Annotated in this window: 22 protein-coding genes, 3 tRNA genes and 1 pseudogene; 14 read left to right on the top strand and 12 right to left on the bottom strand. The window is 41.0% G+C overall.

Annotation, left to right across the window (positions count from 1 at the left end):
- Nucleotides 1–122 precede the first annotated feature (122 nt).
- Nucleotides 123–683 (top strand): recombinase family protein, encoded by a 561-nt coding sequence (locus ACGF7G_RS19815; RefSeq protein ID WP_387467773.1) that lies wholly within the window; start codon nt 123–125, stop codon nt 681–683.
- On the opposite strand, the gene ACGF7G_RS19810 is transcribed toward ACGF7G_RS19815, so the two are convergent.
- From ACGF7G_RS19810 to ACGF7G_RS19785, 6 genes are all read right to left on the bottom strand, one after another.
- Nucleotides 676–1110, bottom strand: coding sequence for a phage tail protein (locus tag ACGF7G_RS19810; protein WP_387467771.1), 435 nt, complete (start codon nt 1108–1110; stop codon nt 676–678). The two genes, ACGF7G_RS19815 and ACGF7G_RS19810, sit on opposite strands and share 8 nt — an antisense overlap.
- Before the next feature lie 3 nt (nt 1111–1113).
- A complete protein-coding gene (locus tag ACGF7G_RS19805) occupies nt 1114–4293 on the bottom strand; it encodes a phage tail tape measure protein (RefSeq protein ID WP_387467769.1) in 3180 nt (1059 codons plus the stop codon).
- Nucleotides 4290–4355 carry a GpE family phage tail protein gene (locus ACGF7G_RS19800; protein ID WP_387467777.1) on the bottom strand — a complete coding sequence of 22 codons (66 nt, stop codon included), beginning with the start codon at nt 4353–4355 and terminating at the stop codon, nt 4290–4292. Before ACGF7G_RS19800 ends, ACGF7G_RS19805 begins: the two co-directional genes overlap by 4 nt.
- Nucleotides 4356–4438: 83 nt before the next feature.
- Nucleotides 4439–4744, bottom strand: a complete 306-nt coding sequence (locus tag ACGF7G_RS19795; protein ID WP_387467767.1) for a phage tail assembly protein — start codon at nt 4742–4744, stop codon at nt 4439–4441.
- 60 nt (nt 4745–4804) lie between these two features.
- Complete coding sequence (locus tag ACGF7G_RS19790) at nt 4805–5317, bottom strand: phage major tail tube protein (RefSeq protein ID WP_387467765.1); 513 nt, start codon at nt 5315–5317, stop codon at nt 4805–4807.
- Between the two features lie 12 nt (nt 5318–5329).
- Nucleotides 5330–6523, bottom strand: a complete 1194-nt coding sequence (locus tag ACGF7G_RS19785) for a phage tail sheath subtilisin-like domain-containing protein (RefSeq protein ID WP_387467763.1) — start codon at nt 6521–6523, stop codon at nt 5330–5332.
- Nucleotides 6524–6667: 144 nt separating this feature from the next.
- Here ACGF7G_RS19785 and ACGF7G_RS19780 point away from each other — a divergent pair, with 144 nt between their 5' ends.
- Genes ACGF7G_RS19780 through ACGF7G_RS19770 form a run of 3 tightly spaced genes read left to right on the top strand, consistent with a single transcriptional unit; the run spans nt 6668 to nt 8487 of the window.
- Nucleotides 6668–7810 carry a phage late control D family protein gene (locus ACGF7G_RS19780; protein ID WP_387467761.1) on the top strand — a complete coding sequence of 381 codons (1143 nt, stop codon included), beginning with the start codon at nt 6668–6670 and terminating at the stop codon, nt 7808–7810.
- A gap of 42 nt (nt 7811–7852) precedes the next feature.
- Nucleotides 7853–8104: an ogr/Delta-like zinc finger family protein gene (locus ACGF7G_RS19775; protein ID WP_387467759.1), complete on the top strand. Its 252-nt coding sequence runs from the start codon at nt 7853–7855 to the stop codon at nt 8102–8104.
- A 59-nt stretch (nt 8105–8163) separates the two neighbouring features.
- Nucleotides 8164–8487 (top strand): hypothetical protein, encoded by a 324-nt coding sequence (locus ACGF7G_RS19770; RefSeq protein ID WP_387467757.1) that lies wholly within the window; start codon nt 8164–8166, stop codon nt 8485–8487.
- A 257-nt stretch (nt 8488–8744) separates the two neighbouring features.
- Here the strand turns inward: ACGF7G_RS19770 and ACGF7G_RS19765 are convergent.
- The 6 genes from ACGF7G_RS19765 to uvrY form a co-directional block, all read right to left on the bottom strand.
- A tRNA-Leu gene (locus ACGF7G_RS19765) sits at nt 8745–8831 on the bottom strand.
- Nucleotides 8832–8837: 6 nt separating this feature from the next.
- A tRNA-Cys gene (locus ACGF7G_RS19760) sits at nt 8838–8911 on the bottom strand.
- Between the two features lie 48 nt (nt 8912–8959).
- A tRNA-Gly gene (locus tag ACGF7G_RS19755) sits at nt 8960–9035 on the bottom strand.
- A gap of 144 nt (nt 9036–9179) precedes the next feature.
- A complete protein-coding gene (gene pgsA, locus ACGF7G_RS19750) occupies nt 9180–9728 on the bottom strand; it encodes a CDP-diacylglycerol--glycerol-3-phosphate 3-phosphatidyltransferase (protein WP_387467755.1) in 549 nt (182 codons plus the stop codon).
- A 57-nt stretch (nt 9729–9785) separates the two neighbouring features.
- Entirely contained in the window at nt 9786–11618 is a 1833-nt protein-coding gene (gene uvrC / locus ACGF7G_RS19745; protein ID WP_387467753.1) for an excinuclease ABC subunit UvrC, read from the bottom strand.
- Nucleotides 11602–12267, bottom strand: a complete 666-nt coding sequence (gene uvrY / locus ACGF7G_RS19740) for a UvrY/SirA/GacA family response regulator transcription factor (RefSeq protein ID WP_133815719.1) — start codon at nt 12265–12267, stop codon at nt 11602–11604. Before uvrY ends, uvrC begins: the two co-directional genes overlap by 17 nt.
- A gap of 433 nt (nt 12268–12700) precedes the next feature.
- Here uvrY and ACGF7G_RS19735 point away from each other — a divergent pair, with 433 nt between their 5' ends.
- The 10 genes and pseudogenes from ACGF7G_RS19735 to phoH all read left to right on the top strand — a co-directional run bounded on the left by ACGF7G_RS19735 (nt 12701) and on the right by phoH (nt 21828).
- Nucleotides 12701–12802, top strand: a complete 102-nt coding sequence (locus ACGF7G_RS19735; RefSeq protein ID WP_387467750.1) for a DUF2594 family protein — start codon at nt 12701–12703, stop codon at nt 12800–12802.
- Nucleotides 12803–13030: 228 nt separating this feature from the next.
- A complete protein-coding gene (locus ACGF7G_RS19730; RefSeq protein ID WP_387467748.1) occupies nt 13031–13459 on the top strand; it encodes a universal stress protein in 429 nt (142 codons plus the stop codon).
- A 306-nt stretch (nt 13460–13765) separates the two neighbouring features.
- On the top strand, nt 13766–14104 hold the full coding sequence (locus tag ACGF7G_RS19725) for a hypothetical protein (RefSeq protein ID WP_133815717.1): 339 nt from the start codon (nt 13766–13768) through the stop codon (nt 14102–14104).
- A 118-nt stretch (nt 14105–14222) separates the two neighbouring features.
- On the top strand, nt 14223–14660 hold the full coding sequence (locus tag ACGF7G_RS19720; RefSeq protein WP_133815716.1) for a universal stress protein: 438 nt from the start codon (nt 14223–14225) through the stop codon (nt 14658–14660).
- A 364-nt stretch (nt 14661–15024) separates the two neighbouring features.
- Nucleotides 15025–15720 carry an aquaporin Z gene (aqpZ, locus tag ACGF7G_RS19715; protein ID WP_133815715.1) on the top strand — a complete coding sequence of 232 codons (696 nt, stop codon included), beginning with the start codon at nt 15025–15027 and terminating at the stop codon, nt 15718–15720.
- 445 nt (nt 15721–16165) lie between these two features.
- Nucleotides 16166–16997: pseudogene (locus tag ACGF7G_RS19710) on the top strand (phage tail protein).
- 5 nt (nt 16998–17002) lie between these two features.
- Nucleotides 17003–17623 carry a tail fiber assembly protein gene (locus ACGF7G_RS19705; RefSeq protein WP_387467775.1) on the top strand — a complete coding sequence of 207 codons (621 nt, stop codon included), beginning with the start codon at nt 17003–17005 and terminating at the stop codon, nt 17621–17623.
- Between the two features lie 357 nt (nt 17624–17980).
- Nucleotides 17981–19270, top strand: a complete 1290-nt coding sequence (locus ACGF7G_RS19700) for a phage tail protein (protein WP_387467745.1) — start codon at nt 17981–17983, stop codon at nt 19268–19270.
- A 274-nt stretch (nt 19271–19544) separates the two neighbouring features.
- Entirely contained in the window at nt 19545–20552 is a 1008-nt protein-coding gene (locus ACGF7G_RS19695) for an endonuclease (RefSeq protein ID WP_387467744.1), read from the top strand.
- A gap of 484 nt (nt 20553–21036) precedes the next feature.
- Nucleotides 21037–21828 carry a phosphate starvation-inducible protein PhoH gene (phoH, locus tag ACGF7G_RS19690; RefSeq protein WP_387467742.1) on the top strand — a complete coding sequence of 264 codons (792 nt, stop codon included), beginning with the start codon at nt 21037–21039 and terminating at the stop codon, nt 21826–21828.
- Nucleotides 21829–23816: the final 1988 nt, after the last annotated feature.

Genomic DNA, 23816 nt, shown 5'->3' with positions numbered 1-23816 from the left:
ATAAAGTTGCAACATTTTCTGTATCACTAAGAATGTCATCATTAATATTTTTTATAATCAATCAGTTATTACAATTCTTGTTAAAATAACAGGCCATAATACCCATAATATTGAGGAGCAATATGGCGAAGATTGGTTATATTCGTGTGTCAACAAATGACCAAAATAGCGATCTACAGCGAAATGCGTTAGTTGGTGCAAATTGTGAGCTGATTTTCGAAGATAAAATAAGTGGCAAAACAGCAGATAGACCGGGCTTAAAACAGGCATTTGAGCACTTGCGTACTGACGATACGCTTGTTGTTTGGAAGTTAGATCGGCTGGGGCGCAGTGTTCAGAATCTTATTGCGTTGAACTCATATTTGAAAGAACGCGGCATTCACTTTCAAAGCCTGACTGACAGTATTGATACCGGTACCGCTATGGGGCGGTTTTTCTTTCATGTCATGAGTGCCTTGGCTGAAATGGAACGGGAACTCATCGTTGAGCGAACAAATGCCGGGTTAGCCGCTGCCCGTGCTCAGGGGAGAATTGGGGGGAGGCCGGTATCATTTTCAGTCACAGATCAGATGCAAGCCGAAAAATTATTATCTGGCGGACAGACTCGTCGAGAATTAGCAATGCTTTATGATGTTTCACTCTCGACAATATATAAATATTTCCCGGCCCGCAGCACTACTTGATAATATTAAGCAAATCATCAGCGGTAATATTGCTTAGACCTTCCCTGATATCTTCGCTGACCTTTTTTAGCGACAACGTAAATTCAATTTTTCGTGCTTTACCATCTGAGAAAAACTCAGTGCGGGTTTCATTCAGGCTTTCAATCACAAACATGCCATAAATCATGCCGGTACCTTCAATTAACGGCCACGGCCGACCGGCATACGCAAGCGTTCTCAGGGCTTCAAGAGAAATATCACCCCCTGTGACTTCGGGATAAAGTACCCCGTCTAATGTAATACTATCTTCACCCGCACCGATGTATTGCCACTTAGCAGATTTCCCAACCCGATCATTTTTCACATGCCGCCAGCCCATTTCACGGCTTAACGTTTGGTACGGTGTGGTATTCAACATAAAAACAAACATGCCATAAATCATCATCATAAATTAATCTCGATCAGTTAAACGAGAGCGACGACGAGTATTAGTTTCTCGCATCAGTTCACGTATCTTTTCTTTCACTAAGTCACCCAAAGCTTTGCTATCACGCATATCAACGCCATAAAAATTCAGTTCAAAAGTGTAATTGTCACTTGTTCTTTGCTGATCATTTCTATTTCGGTTTAGATCAATGGGTACCGGAATGCCAGCAAATGCCGGTTGAGGTTCAGGCAGCACAGCACTGGCAAGCCCAATCGCAGAATCTTTTAGTCGAGATAACAATGAGGCACGCGGTACATTCAATTCGGGTTCACGATACGCGCCATCAATCGCAGTCACTGCCGGGTAGTTCTTAAAGACAATCTCACCCAATTTATTAGCATCAGCGAGTGACGTAGTGTCGGGCGATGATGTATTTGCGGCCCCTCCATTTGTCTGATTTTTATCCCCTTTAGGCGTGTAGACTTGCGTACCGTATGCGGGTGTATTGTTATCACTAGTCGCAGCAGTGCCTTGCTTAAGTTTGTTGTTCTTTTCCGCAGCACTGGCGGCGGCTTTGACTTTATTAATAATGCCTTTTGTTTTATCTCCCAGTGCAGGAAGAATGCCGCTGGCCCACTTCGGCACGACGAGTTGTTTGACTTTTTCACCCATTTCATCAAGTTTCTTAGATGTGCTGTCTGAAACCTTGACGGGTTTGTTGTTCATAGCTTCGGCAGCTTCAGCGGCGGCTTTTGTTGCGTCGGGAATTGCGCCTAATTTTTCTAATATCCAGCTGAGGCCCTTTGCTACTGCCGTGATGGGTAACATCAATGCGCTGATTGCAGCACCGACAATTTCCCCAAATGTTTTTCCAGCTTCAGTGCACGCTTTCAAATCTTCTGATGTGGTATTGACGGGTTCAAATAGTTTCGTGAACCAATCCCATACTTTCTTAACAGCACTTGCAATGCCATCAAAAATAGGAGCGAGGGGCTTAAAGGCTTCTTTAATAGGCGCTAATCCACTTATCAATCCCTCAAAAAAGCCGCTAAAAAACGCTTTAATGGGTTCCCAGTATTTCCAGATTAATATTGCTGCCGCAACAACAGCGGCAATCAATAGACCGAGAGGGCTCAATAAAAAAGATAATCCCCCTCCGAGTGCTATTAATACAGTTCTACCAATGTTAAGCAGAGAACCAAATCCAGAAGAAACCAAAGTTCTTAATCCATTACCCAACATAGACACAGCCGTCATCGGCTGTGTGAGTGCTATCACGATCCCACGTCCTGCCGCCGACGCTCCGCCAGATAATGCTTTAAACCCATTTGCTCCGCTTGTTGCAAGTTTGCTGCCAAAACGACTCAGCGCCGCACCGCTATTTTTGAAAATAGGCCCCCAACCTTTAACGCTTCCGCTTACACCACCTAGCGAAGGTAATAACCCTTTCAAGCCCCCCGTCAATCTGCCGACTGACGGAATTAACTTGCCGATCCCTCCGCCCCCCGTCAGCATAAATAGACTGAGTTTCATCGCAGCGAGAGGCACAATGACCGCAGCAGCAGCCAGCGCTAGTGCTCCTAAAGCGCCAATTAACGTCCCGATAACAAGTACGCTCATTGTTAATACAGACGTTAATTTGGGATTGGCTTTCATCCAATCACCCACTTTGCGGGCAACTTCGGTAAGTTGCTGTGTTAAACTACGTAGTGCGGGATCTACGCTTTCTTTGATCTGTATACCTAAGTCTTGCCACGCTGATGATAAACTTTTTATATCCCCATCTAAGTTATCTGTTTTGACTTTTGCAACTTTTTCAGCTTCACCCTTCGAATTTTCGTTAGCCTTTTTCTGTTCGTCATATTTACCGTTTGCGGCACCTTCTAGCACAGCACCCATCCCGACCATCGCTTCCTCACCAAAAATATCTTTTTTGATGCGGATTTGGCTGGGTTGATCATATTTGCGGAGTTTTTGATCCAATTCTTTTAGAATATCGCCCATATCCCGCAATTTACCGTTGGCCCCGCTGACTTTAATGCCTAGCGCTTTCATGGCGTCAGCGCCTGCGCCGACCGGCGCAACAAGGCGCGATAATCCCCCTCGCAAAGCCGTACCTGCCATACTACCTCGCATGCCATTCGCGGCCATCATTGCCGCCATTGATGCCATGCTTTCTAAGCTAATACCTAAGTTAGCAGCAATTGGCCCAGCGTAGGTCATGGCTTCGCCTAGCTCGCGCAAATTGGTATTGCTTCGGGTAAAAGTGGCAGTCAAAACGTCAGACACCCGGTCCATCTGATCAGCATCAAGTTTGAACTGGGTCAGCACGTTTGAGCCAATATCAGCAGCTTCCCCCAGGTCCACGTCATCGGCTAATGCCATGTTCAAGACACCGGGCAGCGCTGCCTTGATAGATTCCGGGGTAAGGTTCGCCATCGCTAAGAATTTCTGACCTGCCGCCGCGTCAGTCGCAGTAAATGCTGTACTGGCTCCCAATGCTCTGGCTTGTTCTCTGAGCATCCCAAGGCGAGGATCATTTTTATCAAGACGGGTTAATGCCTGAACACCTGACATCCCCACGTCAAAATCTCGACCAGGTTTTATCATGCGAGATGCGGCATATAAAATGCCCGCACTGCCAGCCGTTGCGGCGGCCCCCGCCGTGGCGAGTTTCCCGCGCATTTCTTTGGCTTTGCTATAGTTGTTCTGGGCGCGTGTGACGGCGTTTAAACGCCGCTGTTGCTCGGCTAATTGCTGATTGTAAATTTCGGTGCGACGGGTTATTTGGGCAGTCGCATTATCGCTCTGACGAACAGAAACACCATGCCTGTACATCTGAGCGCCAACCGCCTGTAATTTTTGTTTTTCTTTATCAAGAGTGCGGCCATAGCGATCCCGTTCCTGCCTGGCAGCAGCAAGAATTTTACGCTGTTCTTCGGTTTGCTCCCTGAATCGCGGAAATTGTGCCGCCAGCTCTTTAACTTTGGCTTTTGCTTTGTCGTAGGCATCCGCGTTTTTTTTAATAGCATCGCTTAAGCGGTCAAACGTTTTTGCCTGACTTGCCAGGTTCTTAATGTCGCCTGATGTGGATTTGATTTGAGAAGCCAGCCCCGCCGCCGCACGACTTGCAGCACTAACGGGACCGGATAGCTTATTAGCGGCGCTCAATGACACACGAATATTAAGATTACGATCTGTCATGAATCATTTCCATTTCGTGCGGCTGCCCGTTCATGCCATTTCAGCAATTCAGGCACGGTCATAACGTCATATTCAGACGGGGCCCAGTGAAAAACCGTCGCGATATCCGCAATGATTTCATCTGTCTCTACAAACGGGCAGGGGATTACTCTTTTCCCTGTTCCTGCGTCCCATCGGCTTCCGAGCTCGGCGCTAAAAAATCAGCAACACCGCTCGCCAGTTGTGTGAAATCCTGAATACCCATGCTACTAATTTCCGCTTCTGTCAAACGCGGCTGTGTCACACGGGGTAACAGAGTAATAAGCGAGTTCACATCACTGGTCATGACGTCATACAATTTTAGTCCACGCAACGCTCCGACTTGCTTCATCGTATCAGTGATCGTGACCTGTGTAATAGTTTCCCCGTTGTGACGCTCTAAGGGCTCTGAAAGTGTAATGGTTTTTGACATGGTTCAATCTCCTGCAATTGGCTAGTAATTACGGCCATTGATTTTAAGTAGATGAGTAGATTAATGGCCGATATTGGCCCGGTGTTGTTCAAGTAAGTCTTTGCCGTCGACTTTCCAAACCAGGTTCAACATATCGACTTCGAACACTTCACTGTTATCAATCGTGACTTTGCAATACGTGTTTTTCAGCGTGTATTTATGCTGCGTGTTGTCACCGGCTTTTGCAGAACCCCAGTCCAGTTCCGTAAAACGGCCGCGTGTCTGAATTTCACACGCGATAGTTTGCCCGGTTGCGTCATCGTAATAAGAACCCGCGAAGCGCAATTGCAGACTGTCAAGCGTGCCGCCCCATGTTTTTAGTAGTGATGCCTCAATGCCGCCCATCGTTACGTCCATGTCGAGAGCCCCGGAGTCCATCCCAATAAGTACAGCAACCGATCCCGGCATTCCGGCCCCTTGATAATCTTCGGTTTTCAGTGTCAGCTTTGGGGTAGTGACTTCTTCAACTTGCCCTAAATACGTTTGACCATTAATGTAAGTATCAAATAGAAAAAGTTTTTTCGGCATACCCATAGTATTTTCCTCTTAGCTCAACTGATTAAAGACAGCGAAATACTCGTCAGTGAACGTCTGCGTCAGTTGCAAATTTTCCAGCGGTGGTACTGGTGTGTATTTGTAGCGAATGTGGGCTTTACCATCCCGCAGATTTTCTTTCGGATTGTCTACCGGGTCATACCAGCATTCAAAACCCAGCAATTTACCTTCGGTGACAAGTTGCGCCCCTTTACGATTGATGCCGTCAATAACATCTTTGATGAGTGACGGGGTTAATGTTTTATCAATGTAAGCAAAATGGGCTTCGGCAATCATATCTGCCAGTATCTGCGCGGTGCGGGTATAGACTTCAAAAAAGTAGGTTTCACTGTCGCATGTGCGATTGCCCCAAAAGCGGAAACCGTCACGTTTAATTAGCGTGGTTACACCTTTACTATTGAGATCATTTGCATCAGTGTCCGCGCCTTGGAGTGTCCACCAAATATCAGCCGAGATACCGAGAACGCCATTAATAGCAACGTTTGACAGCGATTTATGCCACCCTTGATCGGCATCAATACGCGCCCGCAACCCCAAAGCGAAAGCTGTAGACGGAATGGTTTCATTTTTTCCTGACTGGCTGTTGTAAGTAATGAAATCGGGATAAATCACCATGAGCTCACGTTGATTGAAGTTTTCGCGATACTTCTTCACATCAGCAAGGGTTTTATTGCCATTCGCACCGATGTAAGCGAACGCCCGCAGTTTCTCCGCGAATATCGCTAATTGAGCCGCGACGGGCTGCGTATCAAGTCCGGGAGCCGCTAAAATCCGTGGATGCTCACCCACGTTAGATTCGGCTGTTAGCAATGCATACAGGCCGGTATAACGCCCATCGGTACCAACGCCGCCTATCACCAATTGATCTTGTGTTTTGGCATCTTCACCCGACTTCTGTTTTTCGGCATCGGCAACCCGGATAACAATCACTTTCGGACTGCACTGATCAGAAATGGCTTTCAGCGTGGTATACAGCGTCCCGGTTTTTCCAGCTTTACCAATCACACTGTTAATGCGCGTTACTAATGCCGGTGTATCAAGTGGGAATGTCTCGGGATCGGCATCGTCAGCAATGCAAACCACGCCAATAATTGACGTATCAATGTCACGGATTAGCGTACTGAGTTTGGTGGTTTCTGTAACAGAAACCCCGTGATGAAAAGCGGCCATGGCTTTTACTCTCATGATTAAACATGTTGCTATAGTGATAGCTCGGCAACAGAAAATCATGCTGTGCTGCGTGTCGTGGAACCGCGACAACACCCGCCAATTGTCTACGCGCGTGTGCGCGGCAATGATGAGCTGAAATAAATTGGCATCAGGTGGGTAATGAGTTTTCTGGATAATTTAATGGCGAGTGAATACGTTAAGCAACCCGCTTTTGATCTGATGATTGGCGGTCAGCAAATCACCACGCTAAATGACCGACTGATTTCACTCTCATTGACTGATAACCGGGGGTTTGAAGCGGACACGCTTGAGCTTGTTATTGATGACTCAGACGGTAAAGTCGCATTACCCCCGCGCGGCGTCGAGATTTCTGTTGCGATTGGCTGGCAGGGAGAGCCGCTTATACATAAAGGCTTTTTCACCGTCGATGAAATAAGCCATAGTGGACCACCGGACCAATTAACTGTGACAGCTAGGTCCGCAGACTTTAGACAAGAATTCAATGTCAAACGAGAGTACAGTTGGCATGATATCACAGTTGCAAAAGTCGTCAGTGCGATTGCCAGCAGATACAATTTAAAGCCCGGCGTCAGTCGTCAGTTGATGAATATTGAAATTGGCCATGCCGATCAGACCAACGAGTCTGATATTAGTTTCTTAAGCCGGATGGCTGAAATGCTCGGCGCGATTGCGACAATCAAAAATGGCATGTTGCTGTTTATTGTCCCCGGCCAGGGCGTTTCTCGCAGCGGTAAACCCTTGCCGGTTATTACCATCACCCGCGAGAGTGGTGATAAGCATAATTTTAGCCTGGCAGACCGCGACGCTTATACCGGAATTAAAGCATTTTGGTTAGATTTAAATTTCGGTAAAAAACCCGCAACAACAATGAAGCGCAAGCGCAGATCCAGAAAGCCCAGAAAAACCAAGGCCCCTGCATCAAGTAAAAAAGAAGGGGATTATTTGGAGGGCGCGGAGGGAAATGTGTACGTTATGCGCCAGACATTCAAGACTGAACGCACAGCCAGGCGTGCCGCGGCGGCAAAATGGGCCACTCTGCAACGCGGAGCCGCTGAGTTCGGTATCACTCTTGCCAGGGGCCGGCCTGATATCTATCCCGATCTGTATGCTCAGGTGCTAGGCTTTAAAACGGTGATTGATTCATCAGAATGGGTCATAACCAGAGTGGTACATAATATCGATGACAGTGGCTATACAACTTCTCTGGAACTTGAATTAAAAATTAAGAATACAGAAATGATCGCGGGTGACGAAAATAGCAAAAATAGTAATAAATCGTGATATGCTTATATTAAGCAAACCCCTGATTAGAGGGCTGATATCATGGCGTTTATATGTCCCCGCTGCAATGCTGTAGCAAAAACCCGCACCAGTGAAATGATGAGTGAAGAAACTCGTCGCAGCTATCATCAATGCCAAAATCTGCTATGCGGCTGTACGTTTACAACAATCACCACTGTTGAGCGCTATCTCTGTACACCCAATCAACAAGAATTGCCACCCAATTTTAAATTACCCAAAATGGCATTTCCGGCCAGTCACTACGGTGATGATCAAATGGGGTTTGGTTTTTAATCAATATGCCAGAGTATGATCTACTAAATATTTATTTAGTCACAATAGGAGTCATATTAATGAAGAAGATTTTGTTAGCAGTGGTAATTTCATTGGGTACTGTTGCTACCGCAAACGCCGCTTACATCAGTGGCAAATATCCTGCATGCATATCTGAGGATGCATTTGATAGATTATCTAGCATTATTGAGCACAACGATACGGCGGCATATGAAAAAATCATGAAATCTGACTGTTTGTTTTTAAAAGAAGGGACTCCGATTGAAAAAGTTGTCTCCCAAGGTTGGACGTCGGGTGTTGCACATGTAAAAATTTACGTCTCTGGGGAATTTTATGATATTTGGACAAACTCAGAAAACCTAAAAGCAGGAAAAATGGAATGATAAGGACCAACCCCAGATTTCTGGGGTTTTTTGTTATTTAACTGTGGTCAATATTGGGACACAAAATAAAAATAAATCTCGCTACTGATTACCATTTATTTTTAATAAAAGTAATAGTGTATATATAACCAGTGCCGCCAAAGTGCCGCCATTCTGCCGCCACTTCACCATTTTCATGTCATCGGAGAAAACAAAAAAGCCCCCTTGCGGTGGCCTTTTCTTTTCCCTAACTCACTGTTTTACAGCAAGTTTTTATTTGGTGCCCAGGGCGGGACTTGAACCCGCACAGCCTTACAGCCGAGGGATTTTAAATCCCTTGTGTCTACCGATTTCACCACCTGGGCTGAATTTGGAGGCGCGTCCCGGAGTCGAACCGAGGTTAACGGATTTGCAATCCGCTGCATGGCCACTCTGCCAACGCGCCTTACTTATCAGCGATTAAGTTACCAATCATTTATCCTAACTAGTAACTTGGAGCGGGAAACGAGACTCGAACTCGCGACCCCAACCTTGGCAAGGTTGTGCTCTACCAACTGAGCTATTCCCGCACCGCTTCGAACTGACTGATTTACTTATTTGTTTTTGTAAATCTTACATGCCGTTCGATGCGTTGCATTCTACTTATTTCACGTATTGAGTCAACACAATTATTGTTAGGATGTGTTTGTTCGATGATTTTTACGTCACTTAGATCAAGTTTCACGCAAATCAGACCACGCCGCGTTGACATATTGAAACATTGACCAAAATGTCATCACTGTAGCAACATAAAGTAATATGAATCCACCCAGTTCGAATTCAAAATTAGGGCGCCATAATAAGGCAATTAACGCCGCCATCTGTGCTGTCGTTTTTACCTTACCCATCCAGGAAACAGCAACGTTACTGCGCTTTCCTAATTCAGCCATCCATTCCCTGAGAGAAGAGATGATAATTTCACGTGCTATCATGGTTGCAGCCGGGAGTGTTATCCACCATGTATGATAATGCTCGGAAACCAATACTAATGCGGCAGCAACCATGATTTTGTCAGCGACAGGATCAAGAAATGCGCCAAAGCGAGTAGTCTGCTTCCAAAGGCGGGCAAGAAAACCGTCAAACCAGTCTGTCGCTGCAGCGACAACAAAAATTATGGCACAGACCATCGGCGCCCATTTGAATGGCAAATAAAATGCCAGAACAAAAAATGGGATCAGGGCGATACGGAATAGGGTGAGCCATGTTGGTATATTTAATTGCATAGTGCTTCTTAACTATCTGGCTATAGTGGAATTTATAAGTATGGTGCATCAATGCACCTAGTGTTTCAATGCATTATGGATTTTTTCTGCTAATGCATAGGAAATAGTCGGTACTTTTGCGATCTCTTCGACACTTGCGTTGCGTAAAGGCTGTAATCCTCCCATATATTTCAGTAACATTTGCCGGCGTTTTGGACCAACACCGGCAATAGATTCCAGCGTACTGGTTTTTCTCACTTTATCTCTCCGCTGGCGGTGCCCCGTTATCGCATGGTTATGTGATTCGTCACGGATGTGCTGAATCACATGCAGAGCAGGTGAGTCCGGTGGCAATGCCATACCTTCACCTTCTGCCGCGAAAAATAGCGTTTCAAGCCCGGCTTTGCGATCACTTCCTTTGGCAACGCCTATCAATTGAGGGCGTGTTTTGTCCCATTCAACATCAAGAGACTGGAATACCTCTATTGCCTGAGCTAACTGCCCTTTACCGCCATCAATAAAAATAATGTCGGGAATTTTTGATTCATCCAATGCCTTTCCGTATCGACGGCGCAATACTTGATTCATGGCAGCGTAATCATCACCGGGCGTGATGCCATTAATATTATAGCGCCGATATTCAGAACGCAGTGGGCCATTACTGTCAAAAACAACACAAGATGCAACAGTTTGTTCCCCCATAGTGTGACTGATATCAAAACATTCCATTCTATGAATTTTTGCCAACTGAACTAAATGAGCAAGAGATCCTAGTCTTTGGTGAATAGTGGATTGTTGAGATAAGCGGGTAACCAACGCTGTTGCTGCATTTGTCCGGGCGAGTTTCAGATAACGGGCCCTGTCTCCGCGAGGGCGGGTTTGAATATGAATTTTTCGACCAGATATTTCAGATAAAGAATCAGATAAAATATCTTTCTCTTGCAGAGCAAAATCCAGCAAGATTTCTGATGGCAAAGTCCGGTTTTGGCTGCCTTGTAAATAAAATTGACCAAGGAATGTTTGCACAATCTCGTCGGGTTTTGTCCCGGCCGGTATTTTAGGGTAATAACTTCGGCTCCCCAGTACTTTGCCCTGACGTATAAACAGGACATGCAGACAAGCCATGCCCGCGTCAAATGCAATGCTGATAACATCCAGGTCGTCGTCTGTGCCTGAAACAAATTGTCTCTCAGTGACCTGACGAACGGTTTGAATTTGATCGCGATATCTTGCAGCATCTTCAAACTTCAGTTGCTGGCTGGCTTCTTCCATTCGGCTAATCAATTTGGTTAAAACTTGCTGATCTTTGCCTGAAAGGAACAGACGAATATAATCAACTTGTTGTTGATATTCTTCTTCACTTACCAACCCGTTAACGCAAGGTCCAAGACATCGGCCAATTTGATATTGAAGGCATGGTCTGGAGCGATTACGGTAGACACTGTCCTCACATTGGCGGATAGGAAAAAGTTTTTGCAGTAAGATTAATGATTCACGTACCGCATAAGAGCTTGGAAATGGGCCAAAGTATTCGCCTTTAGCATGTTTAGCGCCCCGATACATTGCCAGCCGCGGGTGTTTATCTGCGCTGAGAAAAATGTAAGGATAAGATTTGTCATCTCGCAGTAAAACGTTATATCGGGGCTGATAAAGCTTGATGTAATTATGCTCCAGCAACAACGCTTCGGTTTCTGTATGTGTGACAGTTACATCTATTTGAGCAATGTTTTTGACCAGCGATTCGGTTTTACGGCTGGCGACCTGCGCCCGAAAATAACTGGAAAGCCGCTTTTTTAAATCCTTAGCTTTACCGACATAAATAACCGTTCCCGAGGTGTCATACATACGATAAACACCAGGCTGACTGGTTACTGTTTTTAAAAATGTTTTTGAATCAAATTGTTCCGTCACTATTTAACAGACTCTCTGTGTCGAACAGCCCATAACGTATTGCCACATGTGTTAATTCTACATCACCGCTGATATTGAGTTTACTAAACATTCTATAGCGATAGCTATTGACGGTTTTTGGGCTGAGGTTCAATTGTTCAGAAATATCACTCACTTTTTGTCCTTTTGTGATCATCAGCATAATCTGTAATTCACGATCAGACAGGCAACTGAGTGGATTATCTGTCTGTGGGTTAATTTGGCTAAGGGCCATCTGCTGTGCAATATCGGGTGCGATATAGCGCTGCCCAGCATTAACCGTACGAATCGCGTTGACCATATCCAGGGGGGTAGAGGCTTTACTGAGATACCCTCTGGCACCTGCCTGCATCACCTTCATCGGCAATGGATTTTCAGTATAGATAGTCAACATAATTACCCGGACATCGGGATGGTAACGCAGGATTCTTTTTGTTGTCTCCAGGCCACCAATACCTGGCATATTCATATCCATCAACACAATATCTACTTTATTCGTCCGGCACCATTTTATCGCGTCTTCACCACAATTGACTTCTCCTGTAACTGTTATCCCTTTCACGTCATCAAGAATACGTTTTACACCAACTCTGATCAATTCATGATCATCGACTAACAAAACATTTATCAAAAAAGTATCTCCAACTGGCCCTATGCTCATACATGAGCTTTCATTGATATTGCTTGTGAATTAAATTTGTTTCAGAAGAGTGAACTTCAGTAATCTATTTTTTGATTTTTAGTAAAAATTATATAAAACAATAGAATAGATAAATTATCCCAAAAATTCATCAGGAATGTGAATATTATACTTATATCTATCAAAGACAAAAGAGAATTATCTTATATAACAACATGTATTATTTATTTACAACAATAACATTCCGCATATTCTGATTATCATAGAATTAATAACTGCGAAAATAGGGATAAAATAAATAATTTTAACGATGTATTAACATTTTTTTGTAGATGTATTTACCGAATGTATAAAAATAGGGGATGAATTATGCGGTATAATTATTATTTTCATGACGTAATTAATACTTAAGTAGGTAACGACTATGAGTAACATTGATTTGGCTTCATCTTCCGATACCGAAATCCTGGCAACAGAAGTGACATATTTAAAAATGTTGTTGGCTTCGGTTCTTAAAACGCGATAGAGAAAGGACAGATAAACAGGCATGATAGGTGAAAAATCCTTAATCTATAATCGTTGATGACAAACAGTAATAGATTTATTATTATCATGATGATTGATTTTTACTTTTATAAGCGTTTTTCTTTTTATCACTGTTTTCGTTCGGTTAAATAACTCATCGTAATTAACAGGATATAGAGTATACTAAATGTAGTAGTCTGGTTTGGTATGTAAATATAGGAGAGTGCATATGTACAAAACTATTTTAGTACCGGTAGATATTTCAGAAGATGAACTAACGAGTAAAGCTGTTAATCATGCACTGTCTTTAGCTAAAGAAACGGGTGCGCAGCTCCATATACTTCATGTGTTGCCAATCTCATCGGCGATTGTTAATGCATATTCATTAGGATATGAGGAAATTAGGGATAAAGCGACGATTAAAGCAGAAGATGATTTAAAAATGCTGCTTGATACGATGGATATTCCTGATGATAAGCTATCCTATTCTATTGCATTTGGTTCACCAAGAGACGAAATAACCGCAACGGCTATAGAAATTAATGCTGATCTTATTATTATTGGCTCAAGGAGACCCAATATCACAACGCATTTATTAGGATCTAATGCAGCAGGCGTTGTCAAATACTCGAAAATATCTGTTTTGGTTATCAGGTAAGATAGCTGAAATTTAGAGCCTATCCCAGTAGGCGTAATTGTTGCAGACTATTCTTGTGGATGAACAGTGAGCATAGACAGTGTTCAAAAAACTGGGGCGTACACAGAATACGTGAGGAGTGATTCGCTCTTTTTGACAAAGTAGTAAATAAAATAGCCTTAATGGGATGGGCTCTTAATTGGATAAATTGGTAAGCCATCTTAGTATGGCTTACCATGAGTTAAAGCTGTTTAGTAAAGCTTGATCTAGCTTCATTTTCATTGAGATTGCATGTAACTGTGCAGAATTATTGCGGATGAAATAATTATGGAAAAATTTACTGATAAACTGATTCGTCTGGATCATTTTCTATGGCGAGTGACGCGTTTTTACCTTATCGCTGCCACATTTTTCTTTATTGGGATAATTCCGGGTGTGCTGGGGTTTTACCTGATAGAAGGGCACTCATTTTCTGAGTCTTTGCTCAACGCCTTATCTATGCTTGGAGCACAGGGGTTAGATCCTGCTCCTGTTAGTTTGCTTGGTAAATATTTTATTGCGATATATGGGTTATTTCTGGAAAGTGTGTTCTTGATTACTTTAGGGCTTGTTGTAACACCTTTCATCCACCGAATATTACACAAATGGCATCTTGATGCTGAGTAATGAAAAATGAGTTATTCAGTAATTTGTTTGATTTAGTTAAACAACTCACAGCAAATAATGGAATATTTTATATACTCATTAAAGTAGTTCGGTTTGGTATATAAATATAGGAGTGCATATGTACAAGACTATTTTAGTACCGGTGGAAATTTCAGAAGATGAATTGACCGATAAAGCGATCGCACATGCAGAGTATTTGGCTAAATTGTCTGATGCCAATATACATCTTTTCCATTCCATTCCTGATGTACCGAGATTTTCAGTTAGTTATAGTTATCATTATGACTTGATCAACTCTTTTGCCAAGAAATCTATTGCAAGATCAGAAGAAGAACTGGCAACAGTTGCTGAAAAAATAGACTTACCAAAAGAGCGGGTCTCTTTCTCTGTCGCTTTTGGATCACCAAGGGACAAAGTATTATCAACAGCGAATGAGATTAAAGCCGATTTAATTATCATTGGTTCCAGACGACCTAATATTTCGACACATTTATTAGGCTCAAACGCCTCAGGCATTGTCGGATATGCGAATATTTCAGTTTTGGTAGTCAGGTGAGTTATTTATTTAGTAGTGAAAAGGCTATCTTCTGTATTGTACCCATTGTTTAATATATATTGGGCTATTCAATACTTATGTGATAATCCGGTGTCTATATTCTACACCGGATTTTTATATTTTAAAAAGAATGTTGAGCTTATTCTGGAGATAATTGATTTTAAATTATCCATATTTTATCGAAAAGTTGATCCGATAGGGCAAATTCTACATTGAATATTGTGTTTAAAGTGAATATGTCATAAATATATCTAATCAATCAGCAACTTATGTGGTAATGTCAAAAATAAGCGTGATTTTTATTTATTAGCTATAGTTAATTCCAGTAAGGTGACTCTATTCGATAACTGAGTGAGGATAAAATATGTTAAAAAAACTAACGGCTGAATTGCTTGGGACATTCGTTCTGGTTTTCGGGGGATGCGGTAGTGCTGTATTAGCTGCTGGATTTCCTGAATTAGGTATTGGTTTTGTCGGTGTCTCTTTAGCATCTGGTTTAACCATTGTGGCGATGGTGTATGCGGTAGGGCATATTTCTGGTGGGCATTTTAATCCTGCGGTGACAATTGGCCTTTGGGCGGGGGGACGTTTTAGGGCCGCAGAAATTATTCCTTATATTATTTCTCAAGTTATAGGCGGTATTCTTGCGGCAACTGTGTTGTATGTTATTGCCAGCGGACAGGCTGGTTTTGATGTGACAGCCAGTGGTTTTGCATCCAATGGTTATGGTGAGCATTCACCTGGTGGATTTTCACTTCAGTCAGCTATTATTGCTGAAGTTGTTTTGACGGCTATTTTCCTGATTGTCATTATTGGTGTAACAGATAAACGAGCCTATGCGGGTTTTGCGCCATTAGCAATAGGTTTGGCGTTGACTTTAATTCACTTGGTCAGTATTCCTGTTACAAACACCTCAGTTAACCCGGCACGAAGCACTGCTGTTGCTATATTCCAGAATACCTGGGCTTTAGAGCAATTATGGCTATTCTGGGTTATGCCGATTATTGGCGGGATTGTAGGTGGTGTAATCTACAGGTTACTGCTTGCTGAAAAACAATGACTTTTACTAATGGAGTTACTTTGCTTTAAGGCCATGCTATAGCGTGGCCTTTTTCATCGTGTTTCCAGATATATTTCCAGGATTGAAAATCGGATTTATTTTTTAGCAAGTACCCGATCCCACTCTTCTCCAGTAATATAATCGAATATAACTATATGATGATGTGATTATATTATAATAATCTTTTTGTATGACACAGCAAAGTCAAAGGATATTTCCAGATAAGTTACAGCAAGGAATGAATTGGGAGTAAATAATAATTACCAGATATTAATCAATTTGTTTTTTACTCATTATATAGAAATAATTAATCCTTTTAGTTTTAAGGATGTTTCATTATTCATCTTATGAGTTAGACTATTATTGACGTCAATTGAGATAAATCACCTGTACAATAATTTAATATTTTTATTATAAAGAGTGTTACTTATTTTGGGGGAAGTATATGAATCCAAAAAATGATTTTAAAGCTTTTTCTATTGGTAATAATGCGAATGTAGTCAGTCAAGAAAGATATGAAGAGAGCCAAAGTTTACATACAGGGTTTCCACCAGAAAATATTGCTACTCATGTGTTAAATAAGGCATTAAGACAGTCGTCAACAATAGCATCTGTCGTGGCTGACTTTATTGCGACACAATTGGGTGATGATGTTTTGGATGATAGTGATATAGATAAAATCACTGTCCAATTAAATCGGGCGTTAGAGCAAAAAATCGCAACAAAAATCCCGAGTGCCTCATTAATACAAAAAGGTATTGTTCAACTGACAAATGAGATTGGCAATAATGACACATTAGCAGTGACACAAAAACTGGCCCGAGAAATAATAAATACATTGAGTGAAAATATTAATAGTAAAGTATCCAATACCCGGAAAGTGAATGGAAAGGTATTTCACATGTAACGGTTCAGCTTTTAATAAATTACAGTACCCGAAATTAGCTGAAGCCTATCCTAATGGTAGATTACCTGATTTAAGAGGTGAGTTTATTCGTGGTTGGGATGATGGCAGAGGTGTTGATGGGAATAGAGTACTTCTGACAAACCAGAGTGATGCTCTACAAGATTTAAACGGTTCATTTCTGGGAGATAATGAAATAGCAGTAACTAGCACAGGTGTTTTTGCCGATGGAGGCGTTGTCCAGGGGGTATATGGAGCCGAGAATAACAGTATTTGCTGTAAAACCATATTTGACGCGGCACGGGTTGCCAGGACAAGCCATGAAACAAGACCTCGTAATATTGCATTTAACTACATCGTAAGGGCAGAATAATAATGATGACACAAGAAGATATTTTAGATTCCGAAACCGCCATATTAGGTCAAGATGGATTAGCGATTCGAGCCGGTTGGATAAAGGTTTATCATGCTGATTCATCTTTGAGAGCATTCTCTGGGACTGATTTCGAATATGTTGCGGAAGGTGTAGGTTTGTCTGCACATTCTTATTTGGATGCGCCAGACCTTCCCGATTCTGATGATATGGCTGTGCGTCGCAGTGAGGACGGAAGTCACTGGGAAATCGTACCTAACTACCGAGGTAAAACCGTTTACAACACGCAAACTCGTGTACAACAAGACGTGATTGACCTGGGTGAATTGCCAGAAATATTGACATTCAAGCAACCGGCCACTGATTTTGATCAATGGGACGGCGAAAAGTGGGTAACGGATATTGAAGCGCAAAAAGCCAGTCAAATTAAACAGGCTGAACAACAACGTATTATTTTCCGTCGGCAAGCTGATGAAGCCATCACTGTATTGCAATATGCAGTTGAAACTGAAATGGCATCGGAAGCGGAAAAAACTTTATTGCTAGATTGGAAAAAGTATTTGGTATTACTGCATCGGGTTGATGTTTCATCGGTGCCAGACATTAATTGGCCTGAAAAGCCGTAAGAGTAATAGCGTTAAAGCTTTACAATCCTCAGATTATTGACAAAGCGCTGATTTTTTAGGTAGCGCTTTGATTTAACAAAGTTTCGTATAAAAACGAGCCTTGTCACTATGTTATGAATAGTTTATTCCATGAAATTTCTTCTTTGAAGACCGGGTGTTTAAATATCATTTGATCCGTAAAATTGATTTTATTATTAATTTCTAATTTATCCTCGATGAAAATAGAAGGAGAAAGAGAAGATAATTTTTATATATTGAATATAAGTGGTTTTGATATATTTTTAATTGTCAAGGATTGAGTTTTTTATTAATGATTATTATATAAAAACAGCTCGTTATTTAACTTAAGGAATGTGTATGAGTCAAAAAAATGATTTTAAAGCTTTTTCTATTAGTGATAATGCGAATGTAATCAGTCAAGCAGACTATGAAAACGATCAAAGATTGCATACAGGGTTTCCACCAGAAAATATTACGACTCATTTGCTAAATAAGATATTACGTCAATCGTCAACCATATCCGCTGTCGTAGCTAATTTTATCGCGACACAATCTGGCGACGATGCTCTGGATAATGGGGATATAGCCAAACTTGCAGCCCAATTAAATCGGGCGTTAGAACAAAAAATTACGACAGGAATCCCAACTGCCTCATTAACACAAAAAGGGGTTGTTCAGCTTACCAATGCCGTTGGCAATAGTGACACATTGGCGGTTACGCAAAAATTGGCTCAAGAAATAATAAATTCATTGAATAAAAATATTAATGACAGAGTACCTAATACCCGGAAGATCAATGGGAAGCCATTGACTGGGGATATCAGTCTGAATGCATTGGATGTGGGAGCGGCATCAATTAATGATGCAATGCGTTATGCTTGGATGGATGGGGAGGAAAATTTATATAATGGTTGTTCTGGGTTTGTCCCCAACGCGCTGTTCTTGACTCGATACGGGTTGCCACCTAATCATTACGGCGTCCTGTTAAGAATTAGCAATAAAAGTGGTGTATCAAGCGAGGGGATACCGGATGTATGGAGCCACAGGCTGGTTTTTATGCATGGCGGTGATACATATCGTACAGATAGCATAAATGCTGGCTATAAACTTACACGCAAATTTTGGGACGATAAGAATGCTAATCCGGACGCTAATGGATTTCTCAAGATATCTTCCCCTATGGTAGATATTTATCCTGATGGCACATTTTCAACTAATGAAGAAGCTGAAGGGGTAGAAGTTATAAAAGAGGGAGCCGGTGTATACCGTATATCAAATATCTTGGGCTATAACGCTGATGGTGCCTGGGGTATACAGGGTGGTATTTCTGTGCCTCACGATAACAATAATCTCGAACTGATTTTTGTTAAGGATCAGGTTCAACCAAACGGCGGTATTATCATTGAAACCTTCCACCGTCAACACATGCATTTACCTGAACAATTTCAGAACTGGCGGCTCAAATCTATTGATGACAATGGCAAACAGGTGTTCTACAAAGATGGGGAGCCGTGTGATATTCCCGAATATTGTCGTTTGAATATTCGTATCCAAATGCCAGAAGATTCACTCTGGAAGTTGAAGCAAAAGAAATTACAGCAAGAAATGGAGAATACCCATTCTTATGGTAATGAATTGGAGTTATAAATTGAAATTGTAGTAATACAGGGCCGTATGGCCCTATATCTTATTCTGGCTTGTATTGCCCATTGATTTTTCCCGAAAGCTAACTTGCGGGTTATCATTATTCGCTGATCGTATGTACAGAAGATTTAAGCACGAAGAGGTGATAGATAGTCTTTCATTTTAAAAGGAGCATTTAAGAAGAAATGCAAATAAATAATATTTGTCTTATAGGTCGATTATGAGGCAACATAAAAGGGAAAGATCAAAATGATATTTTGAATAATAGGGTATGTCATTGAAACGAAAAGTTAATTTTTGGGCGATTTATATTGGGTGTTTCAGCTTAATTGTTCCTGCATCTTCTTTTGCTGCTCCGGTTACTTTTGAACAAGCTAAAACTGAACTGCGTAATCGTATTTATCATGATCAATTTAAGTCAGATACAGGAACATTGTATTGTGGTTGTCATTGGCAATGGACAGGGAAGAGTGGTGGACGTATCAATCTGTCTTCGTGTGGTTATCAAATCAGGTCACAACAGAATCGGGCCCGGGCCGAACGGATTGAATGGGAACATATTGTTCCTGCCTGGGTTTTTGGACATCAGCGGCAGTGTTGGCAAAAAGGAGGCAGGAAAAATTGTGTCTCCTCAGATCCGGTTTTCAGGGCAATGGAATCCGATATGCATAATTTGTCTCCATCCATTGGCGAGGTTAACGGTGATCGCAGTAATTTCAGTTATGGAATGTTACCAAAGAATAAGCCGAATGATTATGGTGTTTGTACCAGCAAAGTTGATGCTAAATCTCGCACGTTCGAACCGCGAAATGCAGTAAAAGGGCAAATTGCCCGGATCAATTTTTATATGCACGATCGTTACAATCTTTCTATGTCACGTCAGCAGCAGCAATTATTCATGGCCTGGGATCGTCAATATCCACCAAGTCAATGGGAACGGGAGAGAGATAACCGAATTGCCGGCATTATGGGGCATCATAATCCTTTTGTTACTGGTGATCGGAAATGGGAATTGTGGCATAAGAATTCAGCTATCGGTGTTCCACAAACAGAGCAGAAAAAGGGGCAGGGAAAGCCTAATCAAACAGATAGCCAGAAAAAACGGGTGTCATTTGATTCGTCACATACAGGATTAATCAAAGGTAATAACAATAGCAAAATTTATCATTTCTCCCATTGTTCAGGATATAAGGCGATTTTGGAGAAGAATGCTATTTATTTTCAAACGGAAGCTGAAGCAAAAAATGTCGGCTTCCGATTAGCTGGAAACTGTAAGAGTACTTAACAACAGAGATAATTAATATTGCTCTGTTGTCAACAGCAGGCATATTAATAAAATGGTTGCTATTCGATGGAGAAGGGTTATCTCAGATCATGACTTTCTTACCGTATGGCAACCGGATACATCAACACCATAGTAGATAGATCAACAATTGTTAACAGTAGCTATACTAATAAGTGATTAGCTTATATTAGTGAACATTTATCGCTGCAAATATCAAGTCATATTATTCAATGGGTTAAATTGCCCGTAAAAATAAATAGACAATACTGTCGATTATTTCTAATGGCGAACCCCTGACCTGTTTATCATAACTTAAATGTTGTCATTATACTGTCATACTGATTCGTTAGTTTTCACTAAACGGAAACAATTGCGAGTAACGCTAATGAACTGAAAGGAAAATGATATCTATTTGAAACAATGTAGTTATTGTATCGGTGATATGACACCGTATGGGTGAAAACAACGATAAGGTGTTACTGCTATGAGTAGACAAAAAGCAGTGATTAAATCACGTCGAGAGACAAAAAGGATGATGAAAAGGGATTTGCGCCATCAACGTTATCGGGATGATGATAATGTGACTTCTTTGGTACAACTCGGTGGTATAGAAGCCATTGGTATGGCGTGTGATAACCGGGACTCTTCTGAAATTCTGCCCCGGACTGAAACTCAACATCGTTATATACGAGCGATAAACTATAAAAAGCTGATTATTGCCAGTGGGGAGGCTGGTTGCGGTAAGACTTTTATCAGTGCAGCAATAGCCGCAGACGCATTGATTAATAAGGAAATTGACAGAATTATCGTCACGCGCCCTGTATTACAGGCAGACGAAGATCTTGGTTTTTTGCCCGGAGATATGGCTGAAAAATTTGCGCCTTATTTCCGGCCGGTTTACGACGTTTTATTAAAACGCATGGGAGCATCGTTTCTGCAATATTGTTTGCGGCCTGAAATTGGTAAAGTAGAAGTTTCCCCTTTTGCCTATATGCGAGGCAGAACATTTGAAAATGCATTTGTGATCTTGGATGAAGCTCAGAATGTGACGGTTAACCAGATGAAAATGTTTCTGACCCGGCTTGGGGAAAATGTCACTGTGATTATAAATGGCGATATAAGTCAATGTGATTTGCCTGCTGGAGTGACATCAGGATTGCGTGATGCACTGGAAAGATTTTCAGATGATGAAATCGTCAGTGTTATCTATTTTAATCAAGAAGATTGCGTTCGCTCTCAACTGTGCCAGAAAACGTTACTGGCTTATAGCGAATAACCCGCGAAAATACGCCGTTGAGGTTTTTTGCAAACATTCCTCACGGCGTGATCATAACGCCATTAGTTGGAAATAAGAATGAGCACCTATTGCCATTACAAAATCGGTTATCAACGCAGATTGAATATTGGCAACAGTAACTTACCGGTATTCCACTGCAATTAACCTTACCGACAACATATCTAAGGTTGAAGGTGTCATTACAACGAAGTAATACATATACTTTCACGCAGGCAGCTCATGGATACAACAATCTAAAGGATAATAACCTGCGGTGTTATTCCATTGAACAATAACGCCCGTTTGTCCGCCGGAAAAATATCAATACATTTAACTGGTTGGATAATATTGTCGGTGCCTATGGCGCAATAAGACAATAATTTAGCTGACGTTCTATGGTTTGTTTATCAAATAAATCGGTAGCTTGATTGACAAGCCAGCAAAACAGTGCTGAGTGCGACGGTTAAACAGGTGCAGTTTATGATTTAAAATTTTTAATATTTTGGTATTCGCGTTTTTAAATGATGATGGCAGTTAACCTGTTATCGGAAGTCGTTTTTTTACTCTATGGATTTAATGAGTATAAAGTTTTAACCGTTGTTTTTATCCCTTTTAACACCTGCTTTTTGTTAAGTTTAATCATCATCGGATATCGTGTTTTATGTTTAATAAATGCGGATCATATTCATTTTTTATCTTTTCTGATGCTGTTAAATAACTGGCGAGAAAGCGCTTTAATATCTGTTTATTCAGGTAATGTTATTTTTCGTGCGATTTCTTTTCAACTTCGGATTAACGGTTAATGATTTTCGATTAAATGCGATTAATGGTTATTTTTAAAAATTGCATTTATTGCGTTAAACCCGTTTTTGATATAAAAGATTTAATACGGCGGCATTCTCACTTTTAAATGATGATGACAGTAAACCTGTTATCGGAAGTCGTTTTTTTACTCGATGGATTTAATGGGTATAAAGTTTTAATCGTTGTTTTTATCCTTTTTAACACCTGATTTTTATCAGGTTTAATCATCATCGGATTACGTTTAATGAACGTTAATCATATCCACTTTTTATCTTTATTGGCGCTGTTAAATAACCGGAGAGAAAATGCTTTAATACTCATTTATTCGGATAATATCCTTTTATGTACGGGTTTCTTTTCAACTCGCTATTAACGGTTAATGATTTTCGATTAAATGCTATTAATGGTTGTTTTTAAAGGTGGCATTTATTAAGTTAAATCCGCTTTTGATATAAAAGCTTTAATGCTTTGGTATTCGCGTTTTTAAATGATGATGACAGTTAACCTGTTATCGAAAGTCGTTTTTTTACTCGATGGATTTAATGAGTATAAAGTTTTAACCGTTGTTTTTACCCCTTTTAACACCTGCTTTTTGTTAAATTTAATCATCATCGGATATCGTGTTTTATGTTTAACGAACGTGGATTATATTCACTTTTTATCTTTTCTGATGTTGTTAAATAACTGGAGAGAAAGCGCTTTAATATCCGTTTATTTAGGTAATGTTATTTTACATGCGATTTCTTTTCAACTTTGGATTTAATTAGTATAAAGTTTTAACCGTTGTTTTTATCCCTTTTAACACCTGTTTTTGTTAAGTTTAATCATCATCGGATATCGTGTTTTATGTTTAACGAACGCGGATTATATTCACTTTTTATCTTTTCTGATGTTGTTAAATAGCTGGCGAGAAAGCGCTTTAATATCCGTTTATTCGGGTAATGTTATTTTGTGTGCGATTTCTTTTCAATTTTTGGATTAACGGTTAATGATTTTTCGATTAAATACTATTAATGGTTATTTTGAAAGGTTGAATTTATTAAGTTAAATCCGCTTTTGATATAAAAAGTTTAATGCTTTGGTATTCTCGTTTTTAAATGATGATGACAGTTAACTTGTTATCGGAAGTTGTTTTTTTACTCGATGGATTTGATGGGTATAAAGTTTTAACTGTTGTTTTTATC

The organism is Photorhabdus sp. RM323S, assembly GCF_042879375.1.
GTDB lineage: Bacteria > Pseudomonadota > Gammaproteobacteria > Enterobacterales > Enterobacteriaceae > Photorhabdus > Photorhabdus tasmaniensis.
Note: the sequence above shows the minus strand (reverse complement) of the source record. Positions and strands in the feature narration are given on the sequence as shown.